The 23,787-nt window shown below is 66.4% G+C and carries 23 protein-coding genes; 20 read left to right on the forward strand and 3 right to left on the reverse strand.

The window, feature by feature from the left end; all coding sequences use genetic code 11:
- The first annotated feature begins 29 nt into the window (after positions 1-29).
- From leuD to CAL28_RS08465, 15 genes are all read left to right on the forward strand, one after another.
- A complete protein-coding gene (gene leuD / locus CAL28_RS08395) occupies positions 30-668 on the forward strand; it encodes a 3-isopropylmalate dehydratase small subunit (RefSeq protein ID WP_094840974.1) in 639 nt (212 codons plus the stop codon).
- Positions 665-1,549, forward strand: coding sequence for an isocitrate lyase/PEP mutase family protein (locus CAL28_RS08400; protein WP_094840975.1), 885 nt, complete (start codon positions 665-667; stop codon positions 1,547-1,549). The genes leuD and CAL28_RS08400 overlap by 4 nt, the downstream gene beginning before the upstream one ends.
- Before the next feature lie 42 nt (positions 1,550-1,591).
- Complete coding sequence (locus CAL28_RS08405) at positions 1,592-2,596, forward strand: ABC transporter substrate-binding protein (RefSeq protein ID WP_094840976.1); 1,005 nt, start codon at positions 1,592-1,594, stop codon at positions 2,594-2,596.
- A 2-nt stretch (positions 2,597-2,598) separates the two neighbouring features.
- The gene (locus CAL28_RS08410; RefSeq protein WP_254926053.1) at positions 2,599-3,489 is read left to right on the forward strand and encodes an ABC transporter ATP-binding protein; all 891 of its coding nucleotides are present in this window, start codon (positions 2,599-2,601) and stop codon (positions 3,487-3,489) included.
- Positions 3,486-4,238 carry an ABC transporter permease gene (locus tag CAL28_RS08415; protein WP_217906553.1) on the forward strand — a complete coding sequence of 251 codons (753 nt, stop codon included), beginning with the start codon at positions 3,486-3,488 and terminating at the stop codon, positions 4,236-4,238. The genes CAL28_RS08410 and CAL28_RS08415 overlap by 4 nt, the downstream gene beginning before the upstream one ends.
- Positions 4,235-4,987 carry an ABC transporter permease gene (locus tag CAL28_RS08420; protein WP_094840977.1) on the forward strand — a complete coding sequence of 251 codons (753 nt, stop codon included), beginning with the start codon at positions 4,235-4,237 and terminating at the stop codon, positions 4,985-4,987. The genes CAL28_RS08415 and CAL28_RS08420 overlap by 4 nt, the downstream gene beginning before the upstream one ends.
- Before the next feature lie 107 nt (positions 4,988-5,094).
- Positions 5,095-5,568 carry a DUF2946 domain-containing protein gene (locus tag CAL28_RS08425; protein ID WP_094840978.1) on the forward strand — a complete coding sequence of 158 codons (474 nt, stop codon included), beginning with the start codon at positions 5,095-5,097 and terminating at the stop codon, positions 5,566-5,568.
- Positions 5,569-5,647: 79 nt separating this feature from the next.
- Complete coding sequence (locus CAL28_RS08430; protein WP_094840979.1) at positions 5,648-8,089, forward strand: TonB-dependent receptor; 2,442 nt, start codon at positions 5,648-5,650, stop codon at positions 8,087-8,089.
- 334 nt (positions 8,090-8,423) lie between these two features.
- The gene (locus CAL28_RS08435) at positions 8,424-9,314 is read left to right on the forward strand and encodes a nitrilase family protein (protein ID WP_217906554.1); all 891 of its coding nucleotides are present in this window, start codon (positions 8,424-8,426) and stop codon (positions 9,312-9,314) included.
- A 104-nt stretch (positions 9,315-9,418) separates the two neighbouring features.
- A complete protein-coding gene (locus CAL28_RS08440; RefSeq protein ID WP_094840980.1) occupies positions 9,419-10,579 on the forward strand; it encodes a substrate-binding protein in 1,161 nt (386 codons plus the stop codon).
- Positions 10,580-10,630: 51 nt separating this feature from the next.
- Positions 10,631-11,464 (forward strand): branched-chain amino acid ABC transporter permease, encoded by an 834-nt coding sequence (locus tag CAL28_RS08445; protein WP_094840981.1) that lies wholly within the window; start codon positions 10,631-10,633, stop codon positions 11,462-11,464.
- A gap of 49 nt (positions 11,465-11,513) precedes the next feature.
- On the forward strand, positions 11,514-13,283 hold the full coding sequence (locus CAL28_RS08450; RefSeq protein WP_254926269.1) for a branched-chain amino acid ABC transporter ATP-binding protein/permease: 1,770 nt from the start codon (positions 11,514-11,516) through the stop codon (positions 13,281-13,283).
- Positions 13,280-13,981: a branched-chain amino acid ABC transporter ATP-binding protein gene (locus CAL28_RS08455; RefSeq protein WP_094840983.1), complete on the forward strand. Its 702-nt coding sequence runs from the start codon at positions 13,280-13,282 to the stop codon at positions 13,979-13,981. Before CAL28_RS08450 ends, CAL28_RS08455 begins: the two co-directional genes overlap by 4 nt.
- A gap of 63 nt (positions 13,982-14,044) precedes the next feature.
- Entirely contained in the window at positions 14,045-15,187 is a 1,143-nt protein-coding gene (locus CAL28_RS08460; protein ID WP_094840984.1) for a transporter substrate-binding domain-containing protein, read from the forward strand.
- A gap of 4 nt (positions 15,188-15,191) precedes the next feature.
- Entirely contained in the window at positions 15,192-15,800 is a 609-nt protein-coding gene (locus tag CAL28_RS08465; RefSeq protein ID WP_094840985.1) for an ANTAR domain-containing response regulator, read from the forward strand.
- A gap of 20 nt (positions 15,801-15,820) precedes the next feature.
- Here the strand turns inward: CAL28_RS08465 and CAL28_RS08470 are convergent, their stop codons facing one another.
- The 3 genes from CAL28_RS08470 to CAL28_RS08480 form a co-directional block, all read right to left on the reverse strand.
- Positions 15,821-16,354 (reverse strand): DUF2244 domain-containing protein, encoded by a 534-nt coding sequence (locus CAL28_RS08470; protein ID WP_094840986.1) that lies wholly within the window; start codon positions 16,352-16,354, stop codon positions 15,821-15,823.
- A 49-nt stretch (positions 16,355-16,403) separates the two neighbouring features.
- Positions 16,404-18,023, reverse strand: a complete 1,620-nt coding sequence (gene ctaD / locus CAL28_RS08475; RefSeq protein WP_094840987.1) for a cytochrome c oxidase subunit I — start codon at positions 18,021-18,023, stop codon at positions 16,404-16,406.
- A gap of 276 nt (positions 18,024-18,299) precedes the next feature.
- Entirely contained in the window at positions 18,300-18,557 is a 258-nt protein-coding gene (locus tag CAL28_RS08480) for a hypothetical protein (RefSeq protein WP_094840988.1), read from the reverse strand.
- Between the two features lie 189 nt (positions 18,558-18,746).
- Here CAL28_RS08480 and CAL28_RS08485 point away from each other — a divergent pair, with 189 nt between their 5' ends.
- The 5 genes from CAL28_RS08485 (at position 18,747) to CAL28_RS08505 (ending at position 23,750) form a co-directional block, all read left to right on the forward strand.
- Positions 18,747-21,104, forward strand: a complete 2,358-nt coding sequence (locus CAL28_RS08485; RefSeq protein WP_094840989.1) for a PAS domain-containing hybrid sensor histidine kinase/response regulator — start codon at positions 18,747-18,749, stop codon at positions 21,102-21,104.
- A 113-nt stretch (positions 21,105-21,217) separates the two neighbouring features.
- Positions 21,218-21,931, forward strand: coding sequence for a succinate dehydrogenase/fumarate reductase iron-sulfur subunit (locus tag CAL28_RS08490; protein WP_094840990.1), 714 nt, complete (start codon positions 21,218-21,220; stop codon positions 21,929-21,931).
- Positions 21,931-22,278 carry a succinate dehydrogenase gene (locus tag CAL28_RS08495; protein WP_094840991.1) on the forward strand — a complete coding sequence of 116 codons (348 nt, stop codon included), beginning with the start codon at positions 21,931-21,933 and terminating at the stop codon, positions 22,276-22,278. Before CAL28_RS08490 ends, CAL28_RS08495 begins: the two co-directional genes overlap by 1 nt.
- Complete coding sequence (gene sdhC / locus CAL28_RS08500; protein ID WP_094844495.1) at positions 22,278-22,631, forward strand: succinate dehydrogenase, cytochrome b556 subunit; 354 nt, start codon at positions 22,278-22,280, stop codon at positions 22,629-22,631. The genes CAL28_RS08495 and sdhC overlap by 1 nt, the downstream gene beginning before the upstream one ends.
- 108 nt (positions 22,632-22,739) lie before the next feature.
- A complete protein-coding gene (locus CAL28_RS08505) occupies positions 22,740-23,750 on the forward strand; it encodes a Bug family tripartite tricarboxylate transporter substrate binding protein (RefSeq protein ID WP_094840992.1) in 1,011 nt (336 codons plus the stop codon).
- Positions 23,751-23,787 lie beyond the last annotated feature (37 nt).

Raw genomic sequence — 23,787 nt, forward strand, 5'->3', positions numbered from 1 at the left:
GCGCATACGCGCGCGGGGGAGACGGCGGCATGAGGCAACCCGTGCGCGAGATTGCGGGCGTCATGGCGGCGATGCCCATGGCCGACATCAATACCGACGCCATCATTCCGTCGGTATGGCTGCGTACCGCGACCGCCGACATGGGCAAGGGCCTGTTCGGCGGCTGGCGCTACGACGAACAGGACCGGGAGCGGCCGGACTTCATCCTGAACCGCGAGCCCTACCGTCGCGCCCGCGTCCTGCTGGCGGACGAGAATTTCGGTTGCGGGAGTTCCCGCGAAGCGGCGGTATGGGCGCTGGCGCAGTTCGGCATCGGCTGCGTGCTGGCGCCCAGCTTCGCCGATATCTTCTACGAGAACGCCTTCCGCAACGGCCTGGTGGCGGCCATCATCGACACCGGGGCCTATCGGGCATTGCGCGCCGCGGCGCAGGACCGCGCCGCGCCCACCTGCCGCGTCGATCTGGCGACGCTTACCGTTACCGGCCCGGACGGCGCGACGTATCCATTCTCCATCCCGGTCTCGCGCGCGCAGGCGCTGATGCGCGGTGACGACGAGATCGCCATGACCCTGTCCCGTTTGCCGGCCATCGAGGCGCACTATGAACGCCGGCGCGCCGAATCCGGCTGGCTGTTCCCCGCCGCGTTGCAAAGGAGTACCGCATCATGACCCGTCCCAGCCTGCGCGACGCGCTCAAGCGCGAAACGCCGCTGATCACGCCGCTGGCGCACGACGCGTTGTCCGCGCGCCTGATAGAGCAGGCCGGCTTCCAGGCTTTCGCGGTGGGCGGTTCCGCCATGCTCGCGGCTCGGCATGCGTATCCCGACATCGGCCTGATCGGCCTGACCGATATGGCCGATGGCCTGCGCGACATCGCCGCCGCGTCGAGGCTGCCCTTCCTGGCCGATGCCGACGACGGCTATGGCGACGTCAAGAGCGTGGCGCGGCTGGTCGCGCAGTACGAGGCCATAGGCGTCAGCGGATTCCTGCTGGAAGACCAGAGCCGCGACCACAAGCAGCAGCGCGCCGACAAGGCGGCCCTGGTGGTGGACGAGGCCGTCATCGAAGCCAAGCTCAAGGCCGCGATGCAGGCCCGCCGCAATCCCGAGACGTTCATCATCGGCCGCACCGATGCCTACGGTCCGCTGGGCCTGGATGCGGCGCTGCGGCGGGCCGAGCGCTTCCTGAAGCTGGGCGTGGATGGCGTGTTCATCGCCGGCCTGCGCCGCGAGGAAGACTATCGGCGGGTCGGCGCGGCCTTGAAGGGCGCCTATCTGTCGGCGGCCATGTTCGAGGGCGGCGACACGCCCTGGCTCAGCCCGGCCGAACTGGGCGCAATGGGATACACACAGGTGTCGTATCCGGCCAGCCTGATCCTGCGGGTGGTGCGGGCCTTGCGCGACGGCCTGAACGCGCTGCGGCGCCATGCCGACGGCACGGCGCCGCTCGTGCCCATGGCGGACGGCGCCGACGTGCGCCAGGCACTGGACCGCGCGACCGACCTGGCAGGCTGGCGCGCGATCGAGGGTGGCCAGCCGCCCCATCCGTGACGTCACTATCCACGAAGCAAACCAAAAGAACCGGAGGAGACCATGCAGAAACGATTCGACAGGACCGCGCTGATGCGGCGCGCCGGCGCGGCCTTGCTGGGCCTTGCCCTGGCGGGTGCCGCGCAGGCGGAGGACATCGTCGTCAGCAACTACGGCGTTTCCGCCAATGGCATGCCGTTCGCGGTGGCCATGGCCAAGGGTTTCTTCAAGCAGGAGGGTGCCAACGTAACCGGCATCCTGACCTCCGCCGGCGGCGGTACCACGCTGCGCAATATGCTGGCCGGCAACGCGCCGTATGCGGAGGTGAATCCCAACGCCGTTATCGCCGCCGCGCAGCAGGGCGCCGACATCAAGATCGTCAGCGACAACGTCCTGACGGTGGCGGAGTTCGTGTGGGCGGTGAAGAAGGATGCGCCCATCCATTCGGTCAAGGACCTGAAGGGCAAGAAGATGGGCTACACCAACCCCCGGTCCACCAGCCAGGCACTGGCCACGCTGGTGCTGCAATCCGGCGGGCTGAAGACGGAAGACGTCGAGCTGGTAAAGACCGGCGGCTTCGGCGAAGGCATTGCCGCGCTGGATACCGGGCTGGTGGATGCCACGCCGGTGCCGGAACCCCTATGGTCCAAGTATCGCGACAAGTACCGCGCCATCGCCGTGGCCCAGGACATGCTGCCGCCTATCGCCAACGTCATCGGGATCGCCGCGGGTTCGGGCGTGTCGCCGGAACGCGAGGCCTTCATCAAGGGGGTGATCCGCGCGCGCCGTCTGGCGGTTGAATATATGGAGAAGCACCCCGACGAATCCGGCGACATCGTCGCCAAGGTGTACAACCTGGAGCCGGCCGTCGCGCGCGCGGCCGTGCGCAATCTGGTCGCCAGCCGCACCAACGGCATCCCGTACTGGGGAGCCGGCGAGATCCATATGGACGGCCTGAAACGCGCGGTCGACGTACAGAAAATGGTGGGCGCCATCAAGGGCGATGTCGACCTGGACAAGCTGATCGACACGCGCTACCTGCCCGATGACCTGAAGAAGGTGAAGTAGCCATGTCACGCGTCGCGCAAGTCTATCCGCATGCCATGCCCGGCCGGCGCGCCGGCGATCCCAGGACCGGCGCGCCGGCGGCCGCCCACGTTTCCATGCGCGGCGTGGACAAGCTGTTCGCGCGGCCGGGGGGCGGTCCCGACGATACGCTCCACGCGCTCGGACCGATAGACCTGGAGTTGCGCCAGGGCGAGTTCTTTGCCGTGGTGGGCCCGTCCGGCTGCGGCAAGAGCACGCTGCTGGAGCTCGTGGCGGGACTGTCCACGGCCACGCGCGGCGAGGTGGCCTTCGAGGGCGAGCCCATCGTCGGCCGCATTCCGGACGGCGTCGGCGTGGTGTTCCAGGAGGACGCGTCCTTTCCCTGGCTGACCGTGCGCGAGAACATTGCCTTCGGCCTGCGCCGCCAGCGCATCGAGGCCGCGGAAAAAGCGCGGCGCGTGGACCGCGCGCTGGCGATGATGGGGCTGGCGCCGTTCGCGGAAAGCTATCCCGCCCAGCTGTCCGGCGGCATGCGCCAGCGTGTTTGCATCGCTCGCACGCTGGTGACAGAACCGCGCCTGATCCTGCTGGACGAACCCTTCGGCGCCCTGGACCAGCAGACCCGCCTGCTGATGGGGGACGAAGTCCTGAACCTCTGGCGCAAGACCGGCGCGACGGTGTTCCTGATTACCCACGCGCTGGACGAGGCGGCGATGCTGGCCGACCGGATCGGCGTCATGTCGGCCAGGCCGGGAAGATTGATCGATATCGTCGAAACCGGCTGGTCGCGCGATCGCGACAGCCGCATCGTGCAGGACGAACGCTTCGGCGCCATCACGGCGCGGCTGTGGCGCGCGCTGCGCGAAGAGTCCATGAAATCGATAGGTGCCATGGCGCCCGGAGGACAATCGTGAAACGGGCCCGCGTCTGGCGCATCGCCATCCTGCTGGCTTGCGTGGCGCTGCTGGAAGCGCTTTGCCTGGCCGGCGTCATCGACAATCTGACCATGCAGCCGCCCCATCGCATGATCGTGGACCTGGTCAACATGCTGGTGTCGGGTTCGTTGAACGGCGCCATCGCCAAGACGCTGGGCAATGCCGCCGTCGCGTTCATCGCCGCGGTGGCGCTGGGCGTATCGGGCGCCATCGTGATCCACCGGCTGCGTCGTGTGCGGGACACGCTGGAACCGCTGTTCGCCACGTACTACGCCATTCCGGTGTTCGCCTTCTATCCGCTGCTGATCATCGTCTTCGGCCTGAATGCGGCGCCGCAGATATTCATCGGCGCGATGCTGGGCGTGGTGGCCGTGATCGTCAACACCCTGAACGGGCTGGACCGCGTGCCCGGCGTGCTGCTGAAGACGGCGCGCGTGCAGCACATGGGCGTGCGCGAAACCGCCTGGCGCATCACGCTGCCCTATGCCGCGCCGTATATCCTGACCGGCGCGAAGCTGGCGGTGGCCTATTCGCTCATCGGCATCATCGGGGCGGAGTTCATCATGTCCAACGGCGGCATGGGCTACGAAATCAGCTTCGCCTACAACAACTTCGACAACAAGACCATGTACCCGCTGATCCTGCTGATCCTGCTGGTGTCCGTGTCGATCAATATGCTGTTTGCGCGCTGGGAGAAGGCGATCCTGGCGCGCAGGGGATTGCGATGAACCGCCGGCCCTCCATACTGCGCAATACCTTCACCCTGCTGGTCGTGGTAGTGGTCGCCTGGCAGATACTCTACTGGCTGGTGGGCGACGTGGCCCTGCGTTCCCCGGCGCAGACGCTGGAATTCGCGCTGCGCTTCGTGACCACGGCGCAGTTCGGCGCGCACCTGGCCGAAACGGCACGGGCCTTCGGGATGGCGCTGGCGCTGGCGGTGATCATCGGCCTGGCGGTCGGCTTCGTGCTGGGCGGGCACCGCTTCCTGGGCGAAGTATTCGAGCCGATGCTGATCGCGCTGTATTCGATCCCGAAGATCACCCTGTACCCGATCCTGCTGCTGGCCTTCGGGCTGGGCATATCCTCCAAGGTGGCGTTCGGCACCATCCATGGAGTGATCCCCATCGCGCTCTTCACGGTCAACGCGGTGCGCAATGTACGCGCGGTACATCTGAAGACGGGCAGGGTCATGGGCCTGGCGCCGTGGGACATGGTCACGCGCATCATCTTCCCGTCCGCGTTGCCGGAAATCTTCGCCGGATTGCGCATCGGTTTCTCGCTGACGCTGATCGGCACCTTGCTGGGAGAAATGTTCGCTTCCCAGCGCGGACTGGGGTTTCTTTTGATGAGCGCCATCGGCCTGCACAACGTCGACCTGATCATGACCTTGACGGTGCTGCTGAGCCTGTTCGCCGGAACGGCCAGCGTGATCCTGCTGGCGATCAATCAACGGCTGCGGGCCAGGATGAGCGCCTAGGAACCTGCGGAAGCCCGTGCCCGCGGCGCGACGGACTGGGGCAATTTGTCCAGTCACCCGTGCGAAGATTCGCGGGTACACTAGAGAACGAATCTCATTTCGAAATCATGGCCCGTCACCTTCGCCGACAATTGACCGCCTGGCTTGGCCTGCTCGCCATGTGCCTGATCGCGTTCGCGCCGACGGCAAGCCATTTCGTCCGTGCCGCACGGACCTTCGTTTTGCCCGTCTGCACGGTCGACGGCCAGGGTGAACACACGGTCAGCCTGTTTGCGGTCGACGCGCGCTCCGACGGTGCCGCCGCGACGGCGATGAACGGCATGAAAGACATGCCGGGCATGCGACACGGCGCGGCGGCGGGCGGCAGCGGCGGCCATGCCGATCATCGCTCGGGGCCCATGGACGATTGCGGTTATTGCGATCTGTTCAACCATGCGCCCGCGATATCCATGGTGCCGCCCGCGCCGCTCGCGCCGCTTTTGCTGCTGTTCGGCACGCTCGTATTGCCGGTCCTGACGCGCTATACGCCGTTCGGCGCCTTCCCCTCGGGCCGCCCGCGCGCCCCGCCCGCCATTTCCTGATCCCCGTCTCGCGATCCGAATGCCGCCGCCTCGTGTCGGCGTGTGCGTTCGTCTTCCCATTTCGATATCAGGAAATCCGATGTCCTATCCTGCCTTGCGGCGCGCGCTGTCGTGCGCGCGCCTGGCGGCGGGGCTGGCCGGTGGCGGCATCCTGCCGCTGCTGCTGCCCGCGCGCGCCTGCGCCGCCGATGCCACGCCCGCCTTGTCTCCCGCCGTCGGCGTGGCCCCCGATGCGCCATCCGCCTCTCCGCCGCAAGCCCCGCCTGGCGATGCGGCCGCCACCGTGCCTTCCGGACCGGCGCCCGGCAATCCGGCGCCATCCGTGCTTCCTACCGTCAGCGTGACCGCCGACGCCGGCGATGCGCCCGCCTTCGATCCCGACCTGCCGGCTTCGGTGGAGTCCGTCTCGCGCGAGCAGTTCGGAAACTGGAACGTCGTCAATAGCGAGGACACGCTGAAGTACCTGCCCAATCTGGCGGTGCGCAAACGCTTCATCGGCGACCAGAACTCCCTGATCGCCGTGCGCGGCACCAGCAATAGCCAGAGCGCGCGCGGCCTGGTCTATGCCGATGGCCTGCTGTTGAGCAATCTGCTGGGCAACAGCTTTAGCTTCGCCCCGCGCTGGTCCATGGTCGCGCCCGACGAGATCGACCGCGTCGACGTCATCTACGGCCCTTATTCGGCGCTGTACCCGGGCAATTCGCTGGGCGCCACCGTGCTGATGACCACGCGCATGCCCGAAGCCTTCGAAGCCCACGCGGACGTGAAGGGGTATACGCAGCACTTCGATCTGTTCGGCGTCGATCGCGACTTTACGGGCGGCCAGAGCTCGGCTTCCTTCGGCGACCGGGTCGGCAAGTTGTCCTATCGCCTGGACGCAGGCCATCTGGAGAACACCAGCCAGCCGCTGCAGTTCGCCACGCTGCCGCGTTCGACCACGCCGGCCCGCGCGGGCGACACGCCCGTGACCGGCGCCCGCTTCTACGAGAATCAGACTGGCGCGCCCACCGTCGTACTGGGCGTGAACGGCGAGGGCATCGAGCGCACCGTGGAAGACCAGTTCAAGCTCAAGCTGCGATACGACTTCACACCCACGCTGCAGGGTGGCGCGACGGTGGGCTATTGGCGCGATCGCTACCGCAGCGATACCTCGACCTTCCTGCGCGATCCCGCAGGGAACAAGGTCTACCAGGGCACGGTCGACATCGGCGGATACGAGTACGCGATCCCTGCATCCGCGCTGGCGCCCAGCCGCGGCGACAGCGAGAACTGGCTCTATGGCCTGTCCTTGAAAACACGCAATCCAAGCGGCTGGAACGGGGAAGCGATCGCTTCGTATTACGACGTCGCGCGCAATGTCGCCCGCAACGCCAGCCAGGGCGGCCCGGGAGATGGGCCGGGCACCGTCACCTATGGCGATGGCACGGGATGGAAGACGCTGGACCTGCGGTCGACGTATACCCAGCCGGCATCGGCGGCGGGCCTGGCGGCCCACGACCTGGCGTTCGGCTACCACGTGGACAGCTATTTTTCCGACAGCAGGACCTTCACGACGGACGATTGGTCGGATGGGAGCGCCGGTGCCTTCGCCAACGCCTTCAAGGGCAACACGCAGACGCAGGCCTGGTATGCCCAGGATGCGTGGCGTTTCCTTCCGCGCTGGAAATTCGTTTATGGGTTGCGCTACGAGGACTGGCGCGCCTATGGCGGCTCGCAGGCGGTGGGCGGCGTGCGTGCGTCGTACCCGAATGCCGATCAGCGCCATGCGTCGCCCAAGGCATCCTTGTCCTTCGATGCGACGGACGACCTGACGCTGCGGGCTTCCATCGGCCGCGCCTACCGCTTTCCGACCGTGGGGGAGTTGTTCCAGGGGAAGATCAACGGTTCGACGCTGATCAACAACAACCCGGACCTGCAGCCCGAAAACGACTTGTCCAAGGAGTTGACCGCGCAATGGACGGGCGACAGCGGCGTGTTGCGCGTGTCGCTGTTCCAGGACGATGTGGAAAACACCATCTTCAGCCAGACCGACACCACGACGATTCCCAATGTGACCAGCTTCCAGAACATCGACAAAGTGCGCTCGCGCGGCGTCGAAACCGCTTACCAGGGGCAGGACGTCGGTGTCCGCGGGCTGGATCTCATCGCCAATCTCGCCTATACGCAGTCGAAGATACTGGCCAATTCGCAGAACCCGGCGTCCGTGGGCAAATACTTCTATCGCATTCCCCTGTGGCGCGCTAACCTCGCCGCGACCTATCGCTTTGGCGACAAGGCCGCGCTGACCGGCGCGGTGCGCTATTCGGGACGCCAGTACAACACGCTGACCAACACCGACAGCAATCCGGATGTGTTCGGCGGCACCAGCACGTATACCGTCGTGGATGCCAAGTTCACCTACCGGTTGAATCGCTATAGCGAGGTCAGCGTGGGCGTGGACAACCTGTTCGACGAAAGGTATTTCGTCTATCACCCGTATCCCGGGCGCACCTTGTACGTGGAAACCCGCCTGCACCTATAGCGGCGGCAGCGCGCCGCGCGCATGGCGGTCCCGCTTCGTCCGCGCCGTGGCCGTGCGGGGCGGGGCGAAGCCGGCTAGGGTATCCACCAATCCGTATTGCATTGACAGCGGCACGTGGCAGTCCGGATAATTTGTCGCAGGTCCAGGACAATATTGTCCCGGGCCGACGCAGCAGGATTGCTGCGCAAACACAGGCTATGAAAGCCCTCGCATCGCGCTTCCAGCGTGGTCGAGGGCTTTTTTATTTCCGGGCCGCCGCAAGACTATGCCTCCTTGCGGCAGCGAGCCGGCTTGCCGGCGCGGCGCGGAGGCATTTTTCGTTTCTGGAGTTTCCATGTCGTCTTTGGCTTCCGCCGGCGAGCGCGTATTCCCGGACACCATCGTGGCCGCCGTGCAGATGGATTGCCGCATCGGGCAGAAGGACGCGAACGTGGCGCGCTCGCTGGCATTGATCGAGCAGGCCGCGGCGCGCGGCGCGGTCATTGTGGTGCTGCCCGAGCTGTGCAACACGGGCTATGTTTTCGACAGCCGCCCCGAGGCCTTCGCCCTGGCGGAAAGCGTGCCGGACGGCCCCACCGCCCAGGCCTGGATCGCGGCGGCGGCGCGCCTGGGCATCCATATCGTGGCGGGCATCACCGAGCGGGCGGGCGATCGCCTATACAACGCCGCGGCCGTCATCGGCCCGCGCGGCTACCTGGGCACTTATCGCAAGCTGCATCTGTGGGGCGAGGAGAACCTGTTCTTCGAGCCCGGCGACCTGGGCTTGCCCGTCTTCGATACGGAGCATGGCCGGCTGGGCGTGGCGATCTGCTATGACGGGTGGTTTCCGGAGGTGTATCGCCTGCTCGCCCTGCAGGGCGTCGATATCGTCTGCATGCCGACCAACTGGGTGCCCATGCCGGGACAGGATCCGCGCCACCCCACCATGGCTAATACCCTGGCAATGGCCGCGGCCCATAGCAACGGCCTGAGCATCGTTTGCGCCGATCGCGTGGGTGTGGAGCGCGGCCAGCCGTTCCTGGGCCAGAGCCTGGTGGTCGGCGCGCAGGGCTGGCCGCTGGCCGGGCCGGGCTCTCCCGACCAGGAGGAAATCCTTTGCGCGGCGATCAACCTGAAGCGCTCGCGCGCCGCCCGCCATCTGAATCCCTACAACGTCGTGCTGCGCGACCGGCGCGACGATCTTTATCGACTCGTACCCGGGCCCGGGCAGACGCGTCCCGGCTAGCGCGGTCCGCGCGCATCTCCGGTCCGTATCGCGCAATACGGCGCGATACGGCGCGGTTCGCCGCCGCGTGGCGGTCCGACCTTATTTACTACACAGGACAGAAGATGAAAACCACAGCTACTTTCCTTGCCCCCGCCGTCCTGGCCTGCGCCAGCCTGCTGGCCGTGGCCCAGGCCGCCGAACCGATCCGGATCGGCGTCGCCGTCGGCTTGTCCGGCGCCAACAGCGTGGTCGCGCCGGCGGCCGTGCAGTCCTCGCAATTGGCCGTCGACGAAATCAATGCGTCCGGCGGCATCCTGGGCCGCCAGGTGCAGCTGGAGATCGCCGATGACGGCTCCGGCGCCGTCGGCGCGCAGAAGGCTTTCGATACGCTGGTCTTCCAGAAGAAGGTCGACGCCGTGATCGGCATGGAAACCAGCGCGGCGCGCAGCGCCGGCCTGCCGGTGGTGGCGCGCGGCAAGACGCCGTATATCTACACTTCGTTCTACGAAGGCCGCTCGTGCAGCAAGTGGCTGTATGTCAACGGATGGGTGCCGGAACAGCAGGTGGCCCCGGTGGTGGACTACTTTACCGGGCATGAGAAAGCCAAGACCTTCTTCCTTGTCGGCAGCGATTACTCGTTCGGCCGCGGCATGCTGGCCTTCACGCGCAAATACATCGAACAGAAGGGCGGCAAGGTCGTGGGCGAGGAATACCTGCCCATGGACGGCAGCGACTGGACGGCGGTGATTTCCAAGATCCGCGCCGCCAAGCCCGACGCGCTGATCAGTTCCACCGCGGGCGGCGCGCCCAATGTATCGCTGGCCAAGCAGCTGAAGGCGGCCGGCATCGCCATCCCGTACGGCAACCTGGCGATCGACGAAGGCACGGCCAAGACCATGGGCGACGTGGCCTCGGGGATGTACCTGTCGGCGTCCTACCTGACCAGCATCGACAACGCCCAGAACAAGCGCTTCCTGGATGCCATGCACAAGAAGTTCGGCGCCGAGCTGAAGACGCCCAATGAACTGTCCGAGCCCCAGTACGAAGCCTTTTTCCTGTACAAGGCCGCGGTGGAAAAAGCCGGGACGACGGATTCCGACAAGGTCATCCCGGCGCTGGCGCAAGTGTCGTACGACGGCCCGCGCGGACCGGTCAGCATGAACAAAAGCCGTCACGCCGCCCTGAACATGCACCTGGGCCAGATCCAGGCGGATGGGTCGGTGAAAATCCTGCAAACCTTCACGGCGGTCGATCCGGGCCCGCAATGTCCCAACATCAAGTAATGCGTCCGGCAGCCCGGAGGCGGATGGCGCAAGGCGCACTGGACCACTGATATGGACCTACTACTGGATGTGCTGACGACGGCGGCGATGCTGTTCGTGGTAACGGCCGGGCTGATGGTGATTTTCGGCGTCATGAAGATCGTCAATTTCGCCCATGGCGCCTTGATTACCCTGGGCGGCTACGTCAGCTACGTCGTCACGCGGCTGGGCCTGGATCCGTGGCTGGCCTGGCCCCTGGCCGTGCTCTGCGGCATCGTGGCGGGGATGGCGGTGGAATGGCTGGTCGTGCGCCCGCTGTACCGGCGCCCGCTGGATGCGATCCTGGCGACCTGGGGACTGGGGATCGTCATCGGGCAATTGATCGTGCTGGCCTTCGGGCGCGAAGTGCAGTTCGCCGATGCGCCGCTGTCCGGCATCTGGACCGTGGCGGGTACCGGCTATTCGGCGTATCGCATCGTCCTGATTCCGGCGGCGCTGGCGCTGTGGGCATTGCTGGCCGGCCTGCTGAACGGCACACGCTTCGGCGTGCGCACCCGCGCCGTCATCATGAACGAACCGCTGGCCAGCGGACTGGGCATCAATGCCGCGCGCATCCGCTTCATTACCTTCAGCCTGGGCGCGGGCCTGGGCACCCTGGGCGGCGCGCTGGTGACCCCGCTATCCAGCGTCGACCCCAATATGGGCGTCGGCTGGCTGATCAGCGCCTTCATGCTGGTGATGGTGGCGGGGCATTCGATCACGAGCCTGTTGCTGACCTGCCTGGTATTCGGCGCTTGCCAGGTATTGGTCAGCATCTATGTGAACCCGGTCCTGGGCGGCCTGACCATTGCCGTGCTGGCGGCGCTGACCTTGCGCGTGCGGCCGAAGGGGTTTGCCCATGAGTGATGCAATGAGCGATCGTACCGGCGCGCCCGCCACCCAGGCGGCGAGGTCGATGGCGTCCGGCAGGGGACTGGGCGCGCTGGCCGTCGCGGGACTGGTGCTGGTGGCCGCCGGGCCTTTCCTGTTCGACACCTATTTGCTGAACGTCCTGATCAAGGCGTACTTCTTCGCCATCGCCGCCCTGACCGTGGACCTGTTGTGGGGCTACACGGGGTATCTGACCTTCGGCCAGTCGGCCTTCTTCGGCATGGGCGCGTATGCCGCGGGGCTGGCCTTTACGCACTACGGCTTTTCGCCGGGCGTGGTCGCGCTGGCGCTGCTGGCCGCGGTCGCCGCGACGGCGGTGGTGGCGGCCGTCGTGGGCTGGCTGTCGTTTTATCGCGGGGCGTCGCCGTTCTTCGCCACGGTGATATCGCTGGTACTGCCCATCGTCCTGACCCAGCTGGTGCTGACCGGCGGGGAATGGACGGGCTCCAGCTCCGGCCTGACCGGCTACGACAGTTTCGATCTCTCGCTGGCTGGCTGGTACTGGGTCGCCGGAGCCGCCCTGGCGGTGGCCGCGGCGGCGGGGTGGCTGCTGGTGCGCAGCGATGGCGGCCGCGTCCTGACGGCCATCCGCGACAACGAGACCCGCTGCGAATACCTGGGCCTGCGCGTATCGCGCGTGCGCATCCTGCTGCTGGTGGCGATGGCGGTCGTGGCGGGGCTGGCCGGATTCGGCTACGGCGCCTTCAGCGGCGTGGTGGCGCCGGAGCTGACCGGCTTCGTGCTGGGCACGGAACTGATCGTCTGGGTCGCGCTGGGCGGCAGGGGAACCTTGTGGGGGCCGCTGGTGGGCGCGGTGCTGATCAACGTGGCCAGTGCCTACCTGAGCGGCAGCATGCCCTTCGCCTGGCAGTTGATACTGGGCGTGGCATTCGTCGCTGTGATCCTGTTGCTGCCCCGCGGCCTGGTGCCGCTGTTGCTGCGCCCGTTCGGCCTGGGCCGGCTGGCACCGCGCATCCCCGTGCTGCAGGCGCGCGATGTCGGGCAGCCCGACCGGTCCGGCCCGCCGGCGCTGGCCATGCGCGACGTCAGCCGGCACTTCGGGTCCCTGCAGGTACTGCGCGGCATTACGCTGACCGCGCGGGCCGGTGAGCTGGTGGGCCTGATCGGCCCCAACGGCGCGGGCAAGACCACCCTGATGCGGGCGCTGAGCGATGGCGCCGAGCGCAACGGCGGCACCATCGCCCTGTGCGGACACGACATCGGCCGGCAACCGCCGCAGGATTGTGTGCGCGACGGCCTGGGACGCAAGTTCCAGAACGCGAATATCTTCGACACCTTGACCGTCGCGGACAGCCTGCGCATCGCGGGGTCGCTGCATGACAGGCCGTCGCTGTGGCGGCGGTCGGATACGCTGCGGCTGCCGTCCTACGCGCTGGAGGTCCTGCGCGCGACGGAGGTCGATCGCAAGCTGGGCGAGGTCGCCCGCGACCTGTCGCATGGCGAGCAGCAGGCGCTCGAACTGGCCATGGTGCTGGCCCTGGCGCCGCGCATCGTGCTGCTGGATGAGCCGACGGCGGGCTTGAGCCGGCATGAACGCGCCCGTATCGGTGAAATCCTGGCTTCGCTGGCCCATCGCCACGGCCTGTGCTGCCTGCTGGTGGAACACGACCTGGATTTCGTCGAGCAGGTCGCCACCCGCATCGTCGTCCTGCACCAGGGCGCCATTGTCATGGACGGCAGCTTCGCCGGCGTCGTCGGGTCGGAACTGGTCAAGACGATCTACGCCGGCACGGGGCAGGGGGGTGCGATGGGCGACAAGGGGGGACACCAATGAGTTTATTGAAACTCGATGGGGTGACCAGCGGGTACGGCGCCTCGGTCGTGCTGCGCGGCCTGTCGATGGAAATCGGCGCCGGCCAGGCGGTGGCCCTGCTGGGCAAGAACGGCATGGGCAAAAGCACCTTGCTGAAGACCGTCATGGGCTATCTGCCCAAGCAGTCCGGCACCGTGGCGCTGAACGGCGAGGACATCACCCGGCTGGCGCCGCACCGGGTGGCGCGCAAGGGCGTGGCCTATGCCGCGCAGGAACAGGCCATCTTTACCGAACTGAGCGTGCGCGACAATCTGCGGCTGGGCCTGGCGCGGGAGGCGGACTTCCCCGAGCGGTTCGCCGCCATCGAGCCCCTCTTTCCGGTGTTCAAGGACAGGCTCCGGCAGCCCGCCGGCACGCTGTCGGGGGGCGAGCAGAAGATGCTGCTGGTGGCGCGCGCGCTGATGCTGCGTCCATCCGTTATCCTTCTGGACGAAATCACCGAGGGCCTGCAGCCTTCGGTGATCGACCGCCTGGCGCAAGCCCTGTTGTGGGAGCGCCAGGAAAATGGCACGACGATGCTGCTGATCGAACAGAATGTCGCCTTCGCGCTGCGTGTGGCCGACCGCTACCTGGTCCTGAAGCAGGGCGAGATCGTCGAAGAGGGCGACGCCCGCGATGGGGCGGCGGCCGAAACGATATTTGCCCATCTGCGTGTCTAAGGCCTTGGGCCAGGCATCAGGCCTGGCCCAGGGTCCCGGCGCGCGGTGGGCCAGGATGGAACTATGACTGCAACCAGGGGATCGTCGGCGGACTGGCGGATCGGCATACTGTTTTCGCGGACCGGCGTGACGCGAGTCACCGGCTCGGAGCATTTCCTGGGCACCGCGCTGGCGGTCGAGGAAATCAACGAGGCGGGCGGCGTGCTGGACCGGCAGCTCGCCCCGGTCTGCTATGACCCGGCCAGCAACCCGGCGGAATACCGGCGCCTGGCCACGCAACTGATGGCGGACGATGACGTCAATGTGATCTTCGGCTGCTCCACTTCGTCCAGCCGCAAGGCCGTCCTGCCGGTAGTGGAGCGCAATAACGGACTGTTGTGGTATTGCTCGTTCTATGAAGGTTTCGAGTATTCGCCCAACGTGGTCTACACGGGGGCGGTGCTCAACCAGAACGCCATGCAGCTGGCGGCCTACCTGCTGCAGCACAACGGTTCGCGGTTCTTCCTGGTCGGGTCCGACTATATCTATCCGCGCGAGTCCAATCGCGTGATGCGGGACATGGTCGAACAGCACGGCGGCGAAGTGCTGGACGAAGTCTACCTGCCGCTGACGGCCGGCCCCGCGGAAGTGGCGGAGGTCATCCGGGACATCCAGGCGGCCCAGCCGGAGGTGGTGTTTTCCACCGTGGTGGGCGATTCGGCCCGCACGCTGTACCGGCAATACGCCGAAAGCGGCCAGGATCCGCGCCGCGTTCCCATCGCCAGCCTGTCCATGGCGGAAGAAGAAATACGCCTGATCGGGCCTCGGCTCTGCGCCGGGCACATTACCGCCGCGACGTATTTCAATTCCCTGGACAACGAAAGCAATCGGCGCTTCACCGCCCTGTGGCGCGCGCGCTATGGCGACCGGCCCACCAGTACGTGGTCCGAATCCGCATACAACCAGGTCCACCTGTTCGCCCGCGCGCTGGAGCGCACCGGCAGCCTGGACCCGACCAAACTGGTGCGCACGGCCCATTCGGTGCGTTACGATTCGCCGGAAGGGCCGCTGGCCATCGATGCGGAAAACAATCACTGCCTGTTGACGCCGCGTATCGGCGTTTGCCGCGAGGACGGGCAGTTCGACGTCGTCTGGCAAGGGGCAGGTCCGGTCAGGCCGGATCCCTATCTGTCCACCTTCGGACTGGCCGAGTTCTGGCTGAAGTAACGCGATGAGCAGCATACGCCGCCTCTACGAAGATCTGCGCAGCATCAGCGTCGCGGTCGTGCATCCGCCCGGCGAGGATCGCGAACTGCTGATCGAGCAGCTCAAGCGCATCGGCTGCCGCCTGCAGGTGTTCTGGCCGTATTGCCAGGAGCCGCCGCGCGGCGCGGACGTGGTGTTCTTCCACCTGTCGCAGGATATTCCCAGCGGCGGCATGTGGTGCGCCAGCGCGACGGAGGCGACGTTGATCGCCTTGTCTGACTACGAAAGCCCCACCACGCTGAAACTGTTGCTGGACAGCAGCGCCCATGGCGTGCTGACCAAGCCCTTCCGGTCTTCCGGCGTATTGAGCACGCTGGTGCTGGCACGTTCGGCGCAGGGCTTCCAGCAGCGCCAGCAGGCCAAGATCCAGAAGCTGGAAGCCACCATCAAATCGCGGCGCCAGATCGACAAGGCCATCAAAGTGCTGGTGGACCACCAGGGCATGGACGAGATCAAGGCCTACGAGCACATGCGCGCCCGGGCGACCAGCCTGCGCGTGACGGTGGCCGAGGTGGCCTCGATGGTGATCGATGCCCAGGAAGTCATGGAGAAGCTGGGCCTGGGGCGGTCCTAGCGGCCCAGCGGTCCAGCGGTCTAGGGCCCCATACCGCCCGCCAGCATGGCGCGCAGGTCCGCCTCGAACGCCTCGCGCACCGCCGCGGACGCATGGGCGCCGACCTGCAGGCGTGTGGCGCCCTGGCGCAGCCACAAGGTGTCGTCGGCGTCCTTGATCACGCGCAGTCCCTGCGCCGGCAGCAGATAGGTTTCATGCCGCAAACCCTGGTCTACCTCTACCCGGACCTCGCGCGCATCCGTCAACGTGACGGTTTCGCCGTCTATGGCGTGGCGGGCGTACGCCAACGCCGCGGTGCCGACGGCGGCGAGCTCCAGGCCGCAGAAAACCGGCACCAGCCAGATGCCGCGTATCCAGCAGGCCAGCGCCACCAGCGTCGACATCCCCATGAGCAGGCCGATGCCCGCCGCGTACTGCACCGGCCGCAACGCGCAGTTGCGCTTGAGGCGCCAGACCCGGGACCCGCGCGGCGGGCGCCATGGAAACGCCCAGCCGCCGGCTGCCGGCGGGGCTGCCGACGCCAGGTCGTCGGTGTTCAGGCTAAGGCGTCTCATGCGGGTTTCCGTCCAGGCGCGAAAGGCCGTGGGCAAGCGGTATGCCCGTCTACTTTACTTCCGGCGGCGTTTCGAAGGTATGGAAGGGCGCCGGGGAGGGCACTGTCCACTCCAGTCCCGCCGCGCCTTCCCAGGGGCTGGCCGGTGCCCTGGCCCCTTTCCCGGCGAAGCAGCGCAGCACCGCATACAGGAAGATCAGCTGCGACAGGCCGAACCAGTACGCGCCGATGGTGGCGATCTGGTGAAAGGTCGTGAACTGCGCGGCGTAGTCGACATAGCGGCGCGGCATGCCCGCCAGGCCCAGGAAATGCATGGGAAAGAAGGTCAGGTTGAACGAGATCATCGAGGACCAGAAGTGCAGCTTGCCCAGCTTCTCGCTGTACATGTAGCCGGTCCACTTCGGAATCCAGTAATAGGTGCCGGCGAACAGCCCGAACAGCGAGCCGGCCACCAGGACGTAATGGAAGTGCGCCACCACGTAATAGGTGTCATGCACCTGGATGTCGATGGGCGCGATCGACAGGATCAGGCCGGTGAAGCCGCCTATCGTGAAGACGAAAATGAAGCCGATGGCGAACAGCATCGGGGTCTCGAAGCTGAGCTGTCCCCGCCACATCGTGGCCACCCAGTTGAACACCTTCACCCCGGTGGGGATGGAGATCAGCATGGTCGCGTACATGAAGTACAGCTGCCCGGTCACCGGCATGCCGGTGGCGAACATATGGTGCGCCCACACGATGAAGGACAGCACCGCGATCGCCGCCACGGCGTAGACCATGGATGCGTAGCCGAACAGCTGCTTGCGGGAGAACGTCGGGATGACGGCCGAGATGATCCCGAACGCCGGCAGGATCATGATGTAGACCTCCGGATGCCCGAAGAACCAGAACAGGTGCTGGTACAGGACCGGATCGCCGCCGGCGGCGGCGTTGAAGAAATCGGTGCCGAAGTGGCGGTCCGTCAGGACCATGGTGACGGTTGCCGCCAGCACCGGCATCACCCCCAGCAGCAGGAAGGCGGTGATCAGCCAGGTCCAGCAGAATAGCGGCATCTTCATCAGCGTCATGCCGGGCGCGCGCATGTTCAGGATGGTGACGATGATGTTGATCGCGCCCATAATGGACGAGGCGCCCATGATGTGCAGCGCGAAGATCGCCATATCCATGCCCGGGCCCATCTGGACCGACAGCGGGGCATACAGCGTCCACCCGGCTGCCGTCGCGCCGCCGGGCACGAAGAACGACGCGGTCAGCAGCACCGCGGCCATCGGCAGGATCCAGAAACTCAGGTTGTTCATCCGCGCGAACGCCATGTCGGCCGCGCCGATCTGCATCGGGATCATCCAGTTCGCGAAACCCACGAAGGCCGGCATGATCGCGCCGAACACCATCACCAGGCCGTGCATGGTGGTGAACTGGTTGAACAATTCGGGCTGGAAGAACTGGATGCCGGGCTCGAAGAGCTCGGTGCGCAGCAGCAGGGCGAGGACCCCGCCTTCCAGCAGCATGACGAACGAGAAAATCAGGTACATCGTGCCGATGTCCTTGTGGTTCGTCGCCATCAGCCAGCGTCGCCAGCCGTGCGGCACGCCGTGCGCGTGTTCGTCGTGGCCATGCCCGGCATGCCCGGGGGCATGTACCACCCCTTGTCCGCCTGTATAGCTGCTCATTGCTGTCTCCTGCGAGAGACCCCCCACGACCGGCTTTGCCGCCGTGCCGCGCGCGGATCTTGTCGGTGTCCGCCATCGGATGCGCAGCCCGATCATGATGTGCGCTTTCCGCCGCCGTGCGAACCAAGAAATGCTTAGCTCCCGGTCATGTGCGCCGCGGGGGGGCGGCGCGGGAATGGCGCCGCCATGCGAAGCTGGCGCGCCGGCGGGCAAGCGGGGACAGCGCGGGTCGGCCGGATCGGTGGGGGGAGGACGCTGGCCTGCGTCAGGCGCGCGTCACGTCACGGACAGGACCGGATCGCCGTTCTGGCTGACGCTGCACACGCCCAGGAGCACGTACCTGGCATGGCGCTCCGCGTCTTCGCGGGTATCGAAGTTGCGCGTCGCGGCCGCGCGCCAGGACAGGGGCGGGGGCATGCCTTGCTCGTCTTCTCGTGTCGTGGCGATGACAACGCCATAGCCGCCTTCCCCTTGCCGGGTTATCTTGCAAATGACACGATGGCCGTCGATGACGATCTCGCTTGAGGCATCCATGTCGTCTCCCTTGTCGATCCATGGCGGGCATTCGAAGTTACCCTCTTTCACGGCGAACGTTGCAACCAACGGTGAGCGCGCGGTGCTAGGCTTCATTCATACGGACCCATCCGCCTCCCCTGCCGTGCCCGCCAGGGCAAGGAACGGCAGGGAATTTGCCGGTATCCATCCACGTAAACGGAGAGGCCCATGAGCGAAGCCGGCGGGAAGGGACGCGTTTCAACGGATCGCGTTGCCCGTGCATTGCTGGAAAGCGCTACCGACTTCGCGATCTTCACGGTGGATCTATCCTTGCGCATTACCAGCTGGAATAGCGGCGCATGCAAAGTGTTCGGTTGGGCAGAGGACGAGGCGCTGGGAGCGGACTCCGCGATGATCTTCACGCCGGAGTCGCGTCGGCGCGGCGACCACCGCCTGGAAGCGGAGACCGCGCGCACGCAGGGCCGAGCCGAGGACGAGCGCTGGCACATGCGCAAGGACGGCTCGCGGCTCTGGGCATCCGGGCTGATGCAGCCCTTCCTGGACGATCTCACGGGCGAGCACATCGGCTACCTGAAGATCGTCCGGGACCGGACGGAAGTGCATCTGGCAGAGAGCAGGGCGAAGGCGGTCGACGCCCGGTTCCGCGCCCTGGTCGAAAGCTCGCCGCAGATGACGTTCTTCACCGACGTTCGTGGGCGCGTCATCTATACCAGTCCCTACTGGTCCCGCTATACGGGCCGCGAGCAGGGCGGCGAGCTGCGCGGGCACTGGACGGAATCCATCCACCCGGACGACCGCAAGCCGGTGCAGCGGGCCTGGCACGATGCCATGATGAGGGGCGTGGGTTGCGAGATGGAAATTCGCTTCCTGCGCGCCGCCGACAACACGTGGCGCTGGTTCATGGCCCGTGCCGCGCCTATCGATGAGGACGGCCGCGTGGGCGGCTGGCTTATCATTGCTTTCGACATCGATATGGTCGTCGCCGCCCGCAACGACCTGCGCCGCAGCCAAAGGCTGCTGCTGAACGAAGTGGCGCGGGGCAAGGCGGAACGCGACCGCACCTGGCAGTTGGCCAACGACCTGATGGTGGTGACGGACTTCGATGGCTACGTGCTGGATGCCAATCCGGCGTGGACGGTGCAGCTGGGCTGGAAGCACGAGGAACTGCTGGGCAACAATATCCTGGCGCTGGTGCGTTCCGATTACGCCTTGCTGGCGCAGAGCCAGCTCAAGCGGCTTCAGCGCGGGCATGCGACATCGCGCTTCGTGTGCGAGTGCCGGCATCGGGACGGCAGCTTCCGTACCCTGTCGTGGACGGCCGTGCCCGGCGATGGCCTGGTCCACGCGGTGGCCCAGGACGTGACCGCCGAGAACGAGGCCATGGCAGAGCTGGAACTGGCGCATGAAGCGCTGCGGCAGTCGCAGAAGATGGAAGCGGTCGGCCAACTGACCGGCGGCATCGCGCACGACTTCAATAACCTGTTGACCGGCATCATCGGCGCATTGCAGCTCATGCAGAAGCGGGCCGATCGCGGCATGGTGGTGGATATCACGCGCTACGCCGACATGGCAATGGAATCGGCCAAGCGCGCCGCGGCGCTGACGCACCGCCTCCTGGCGTTTTCGCGCCGCCAGCCCCTGGCGCCCAAGCCCACGCCGCCCAATGCGCTGATCCGGGCGCTGACCGAGCTCTTCGAGCGTACGCTGGGCGAAAGGATCGCCCTGGAAGTCGACCTGCAGGATGATCTGTGGGACGTCCTGTGCGACCCCCATCAGCTCGAAAACGCCATACTGAACCTGGTGATCAATGCACGCGACGCCATGCCCGACGGCGGCACACTGACCATCACCGCGCGCAATGTGGATCTCGACAATGTCGCCGTGGACAGCGCGGTTATCCTGACCGCGGGCGAGTACGTCTGCATCTGCGTCACCGATACCGGCGTCGGCATGCCCGCCGACGTGGCCGCCAAGGCGTTCGAACCCTTTTTCAGTACCAAGCCGCAGGGCGAAGGCACGGGCCTGGGCTTGTCCATGGTGTACGGTTTCGTCCGCCAGTCGGGCGGCTACACGGACCTGGACAGCCGGCCGGGCGAGGGCACATCCATCCGCCTGTACCTGCCGCGGTACACGGGCCGTCCGGCGCCGGAGCAGGATGCGCCCGCCGGGCCGGAGCCGGCGGCCGCCCTGCGGGCGACGCAACAACCGCTGGTGCTGGTCGTGGAAGACGATCCCCGGGTGCGCGACCTGTTGGTGGAAGTGCTGCTGGACCTGCAATGCCGGGTGGTGGAGGCGGCCGACGGCCTGTCGGGACTGCGCATCCTGAACGACACGCCCAGTATCCAGCTGGTGATCAGCGACATCGGGCTGCCCGGCATGGACGGGCGCCGCATGGTCGAGCAGGCGCGCGCTGTCCATCCCGGCCTCAAAGTCATCCTGGTCACGGGCTATGCGCAGAGCCTGGCGCTGACCGAGGGCCTGCGCGATCCTGGCGTGGAGCTGGTCACCAAGCCATTCGGCATCGACGAGATCACCCGGCGCATCACCGCCATCCTGGCTTCCTGATAAAGATTTTCTTTACTCGAATCGCATAAATATTCGCTTTTGCTTTTTATAGGCGCCATTCGACAATACGGCCACCACGAGAGGCATGCCTCTCCATCGCGAATGGATACGCCATGGATATGTTGGAAGTCAGGGTATGGCGCAGTGCCGGCGCGGGCGAGTTCGTTACCTACCGCGTGCCGCGCCACACCAGTCAAACCGTGCTGGATGTCGTCACCTACATCCAGCGCGAGCTGCAGCCCGACCTGGGATACCGCTATGCCTGCCGCGTGGGCATGTGCGGTTCCTGTGCGATGACGGTCAATGGCAAGGCCCGCTGGACCTGTCGCACCCATGTCTCCAAGGTGGCCACGGATGGCCGGCTGGAAGTCGCGCCGCTGTCCAATCTGCCGGTCATCAAGGACCTGGTCACCGACATGAGCAGCTTCTTCGATAAATGGGCCCAGGCCAAGGGCAGTTTTACCGGCACGCTGTCGCGGCATGACGATTTCGCGCGCGTGCCGCCGGCCTCGCCACGCCGGCAGGCGGTGGACGCCGGCATCGAATGCATAGGCTGCGGTGTCTGCTACGCGTCCTGCGACGTGGTGACCTGGCGCCCCGATTACCTGGGTCCCGCGGCATTGAACCGCGCCTGGACGTTGATGAACGACGAGCGCGATACGCAGGGCGCGGAGCGCCTGCGAGCCGTGGCGGGCGACGCCGGCTGCCATTCGTGCCATACGCAAGGCAGCTGTACGGAGCGCTGTCCCAAGGCCATCTCGCCCACGGCCGGCATCGCCGGCCTGAAGCGGATGGCGGCCAAGGCCGCCGTAAAAGGGGAGCTGTGATGGCCGCGATGGGTGTACGCACGCAGGCGCGGCTTTGGTACTACCAGCGCGTCAGCGCAATGGTGCTGGCGCTATTCGTCGCCGTCCATATCGGCATCATCGTCTATGCCGTGCGCGGCGGCCTGACGGGCGCCGAGATACTGGCGCGCACGCAGGGCAGCATCGGCTTCGCCATCTTCTACGGCGTCTTCGTACTGGCCTGCGCGGTGCATGTGCCCATCGGCCTGCTGCGCATCGCGGAGGAATGGCTGCGCTGGCGCGGACCTCCGGCGGTGGCGGCCGCGCTGGCCTTCGCGCTCGTGCTTGCCGTCATGGGATTGCGCGCGGTGTACGGGGTGGTCGCATGATGCGTCGCAACGATGCGCGCGCCCGCAATCACCCGGCGTATTGGGCATTCCTGGTGCACCGGTTGTCGGGCCTGGCGCTGGCGCTCTTCCTGCCCGTGCATTTCTGGGCCCTGGGGCAGGCGATCAAGGGGGAGCAGGCGCTGGATGGCTTCCTGCGCTTCGCGGACCGGCCGCTGTTCAAGTTCGCGGAGTGGGGCCTGGTGGTACTGCTTTCGCTGCATCTGATGGGCGGCTTGCGGCTGCTCGTCATCGAATTCGCGCCCTGGACCCATTTGCGCAAGGATTGGCTGGCTGTGGGACTGGGTGTCGGCGCCTGTACGGGCCTGGCGTTTCTGCTGGCGTTGCTGCGGTAATCGCGCATTGACGCAACGGGGGCAAGGTGCGACGCTGACGCGCCGCCCCTTTCGCGGTACGAGCTTCGCCGCAGATGCGAAGCCGGAAATTCAACGGAGACAACCATCATGCACGAGTATCTGTACGAGCTGTCCAGGCGCCCCAGGAATTGGCTGCACACCTGTATCCTGGCCTTCGCGACGACCGCCATGGCGATGTCCGGCATCGTACATGCCGATTCCGCCTGGCCCGACAAGCCCGTCCGCATCATCGTTCCGTTTACCGCCGGCGGCACGACGGACGTGGTGGCGCGGGTGGTCGGGGCCGAGCTGGGCCAGATGTGGCACCAATCGGTCGTCATCGATAATCGCCCCGGCGCGGGCGGCGCGATCGGCGCGACGCTGACGGCCAAGTCGCCGCCCGACGGCTATACCTTGCTGATGGCCTCGGGCAGCATGTTCACGGTGAATCCTTACCTGTACCGCAATCTGCCCTATACGCTGAAGGACTTCGACTACATCACCAACGTGGCCAGCGGCCCGATGCTGGTGCTGGTGAACAACTCGGTGCCGGCCCACAACCTGAAGGAGTTGATCGCGCTGGCCAAGTCCCAGCCGAAGAAACTGAACTTCGGTTCGGCCGGCAATGGCAGCCAGGTCCACATGGCCGGCGAATACCTGGCCGACGCCGCCGGCATCCAGATCACCCATGTCCCCTATAAGGGCGAAGCGCTGGCCTATAACGATCTGATGGCCGGACAGGTGCAACTGGTGGTCGGCAACATTGCCGCGGCCTCGGTGTTCGCCAAGAGCGGCAAGGCGCGCGCGCTGGCCGTCACTGGGCCGGCGCGCTCGCCCATGATGCCCGACGTGCCCACCGCCAAGGAAGCCGGCCTGCCGAACTACGAAACGACGGGATGGTTTGCCCTGGTGACCGCCGCCGGCACGCCCAAGGCCGTCATCGACAAGATCCAGCGCGACACCGCCAAGGTATTGCAGATGCCCGCCGTGCGCGAAAAGCTGGCCGGCCAGGGCATGACGCCGGTGGGCAATACGCCGGATCAACTGTTCAAAAGTATCCAGGACGAATCCGGGAAGTGGAAGGCGATCGTCGAACGCCGGAATCTTTCCATCGATTGAACGCTGCGATCGCGCGCCGCGACGGCCCTTGCCGGCG

It is taken from the genome of Bordetella genomosp. 11, assembly GCF_002261215.1.
GTDB lineage: Bacteria > Pseudomonadota > Gammaproteobacteria > Burkholderiales > Burkholderiaceae_B > Bordetella_C.

Coding starts and splice junctions, on each gene's coding strand:
- CAL28_RS08485 (WP_094840989.1), top strand. CDS start 18,747: ATGAGCGAAGCCGGCGGGAAGGGACGCGTTTCAACGGATCGCGTTGCC.
- CAL28_RS08400 (WP_094840975.1), top strand. CDS start 665: ATGACCCGTCCCAGCCTGCGCGACGCGCTCAAGCGCGAAACGCCGCTG.
- CAL28_RS08450 (WP_254926269.1), top strand. CDS start 11,514: ATGGCGTCCGGCAGGGGACTGGGCGCGCTGGCCGTCGCGGGACTGGTG.
- CAL28_RS08495 (WP_094840991.1), top strand. CDS start 21,931: ATGGCCGCGATGGGTGTACGCACGCAGGCGCGGCTTTGGTACTACCAG.
- CAL28_RS08435 (WP_217906554.1), top strand. CDS start 8,424: ATGTCGTCTTTGGCTTCCGCCGGCGAGCGCGTATTCCCGGACACCATC.
- leuD (WP_094840974.1), top strand. CDS start 30: ATGAGGCAACCCGTGCGCGAGATTGCGGGCGTCATGGCGGCGATGCCC.
- CAL28_RS08470 (WP_094840986.1), bottom strand. CDS start 16,354: ATGAGACGCCTTAGCCTGAACACCGACGACCTGGCGTCGGCAGCCCCG.
- sdhC (WP_094844495.1), top strand. CDS start 22,278: ATGCGTCGCAACGATGCGCGCGCCCGCAATCACCCGGCGTATTGGGCA.
- CAL28_RS08460 (WP_094840984.1), top strand. CDS start 14,045: ATGACTGCAACCAGGGGATCGTCGGCGGACTGGCGGATCGGCATACTG.
- CAL28_RS08405 (WP_094840976.1), top strand. CDS start 1,592: ATGCAGAAACGATTCGACAGGACCGCGCTGATGCGGCGCGCCGGCGCG.
- CAL28_RS08480 (WP_094840988.1), bottom strand. CDS start 18,557: ATGGATGCCTCAAGCGAGATCGTCATCGACGGCCATCGTGTCATTTGC.
- CAL28_RS08465 (WP_094840985.1), top strand. CDS start 15,192: ATGAGCAGCATACGCCGCCTCTACGAAGATCTGCGCAGCATCAGCGTC.
- CAL28_RS08440 (WP_094840980.1), top strand. CDS start 9,419: ATGAAAACCACAGCTACTTTCCTTGCCCCCGCCGTCCTGGCCTGCGCC.
- CAL28_RS08445 (WP_094840981.1), top strand. CDS start 10,631: ATGGACCTACTACTGGATGTGCTGACGACGGCGGCGATGCTGTTCGTG.
- CAL28_RS08410 (WP_254926053.1), top strand. CDS start 2,599: ATGTCACGCGTCGCGCAAGTCTATCCGCATGCCATGCCCGGCCGGCGC.
- CAL28_RS08505 (WP_094840992.1), top strand. CDS start 22,740: ATGCACGAGTATCTGTACGAGCTGTCCAGGCGCCCCAGGAATTGGCTG.
- CAL28_RS08430 (WP_094840979.1), top strand. CDS start 5,648: ATGTCCTATCCTGCCTTGCGGCGCGCGCTGTCGTGCGCGCGCCTGGCG.
- CAL28_RS08425 (WP_094840978.1), top strand. CDS start 5,095: ATGGCCCGTCACCTTCGCCGACAATTGACCGCCTGGCTTGGCCTGCTC.
- CAL28_RS08490 (WP_094840990.1), top strand. CDS start 21,218: ATGGATATGTTGGAAGTCAGGGTATGGCGCAGTGCCGGCGCGGGCGAG.
- CAL28_RS08420 (WP_094840977.1), top strand. CDS start 4,235: ATGAACCGCCGGCCCTCCATACTGCGCAATACCTTCACCCTGCTGGTC.
- ctaD (WP_094840987.1), bottom strand. CDS start 18,023: ATGAGCAGCTATACAGGCGGACAAGGGGTGGTACATGCCCCCGGGCAT.
- CAL28_RS08455 (WP_094840983.1), top strand. CDS start 13,280: ATGAGTTTATTGAAACTCGATGGGGTGACCAGCGGGTACGGCGCCTCG.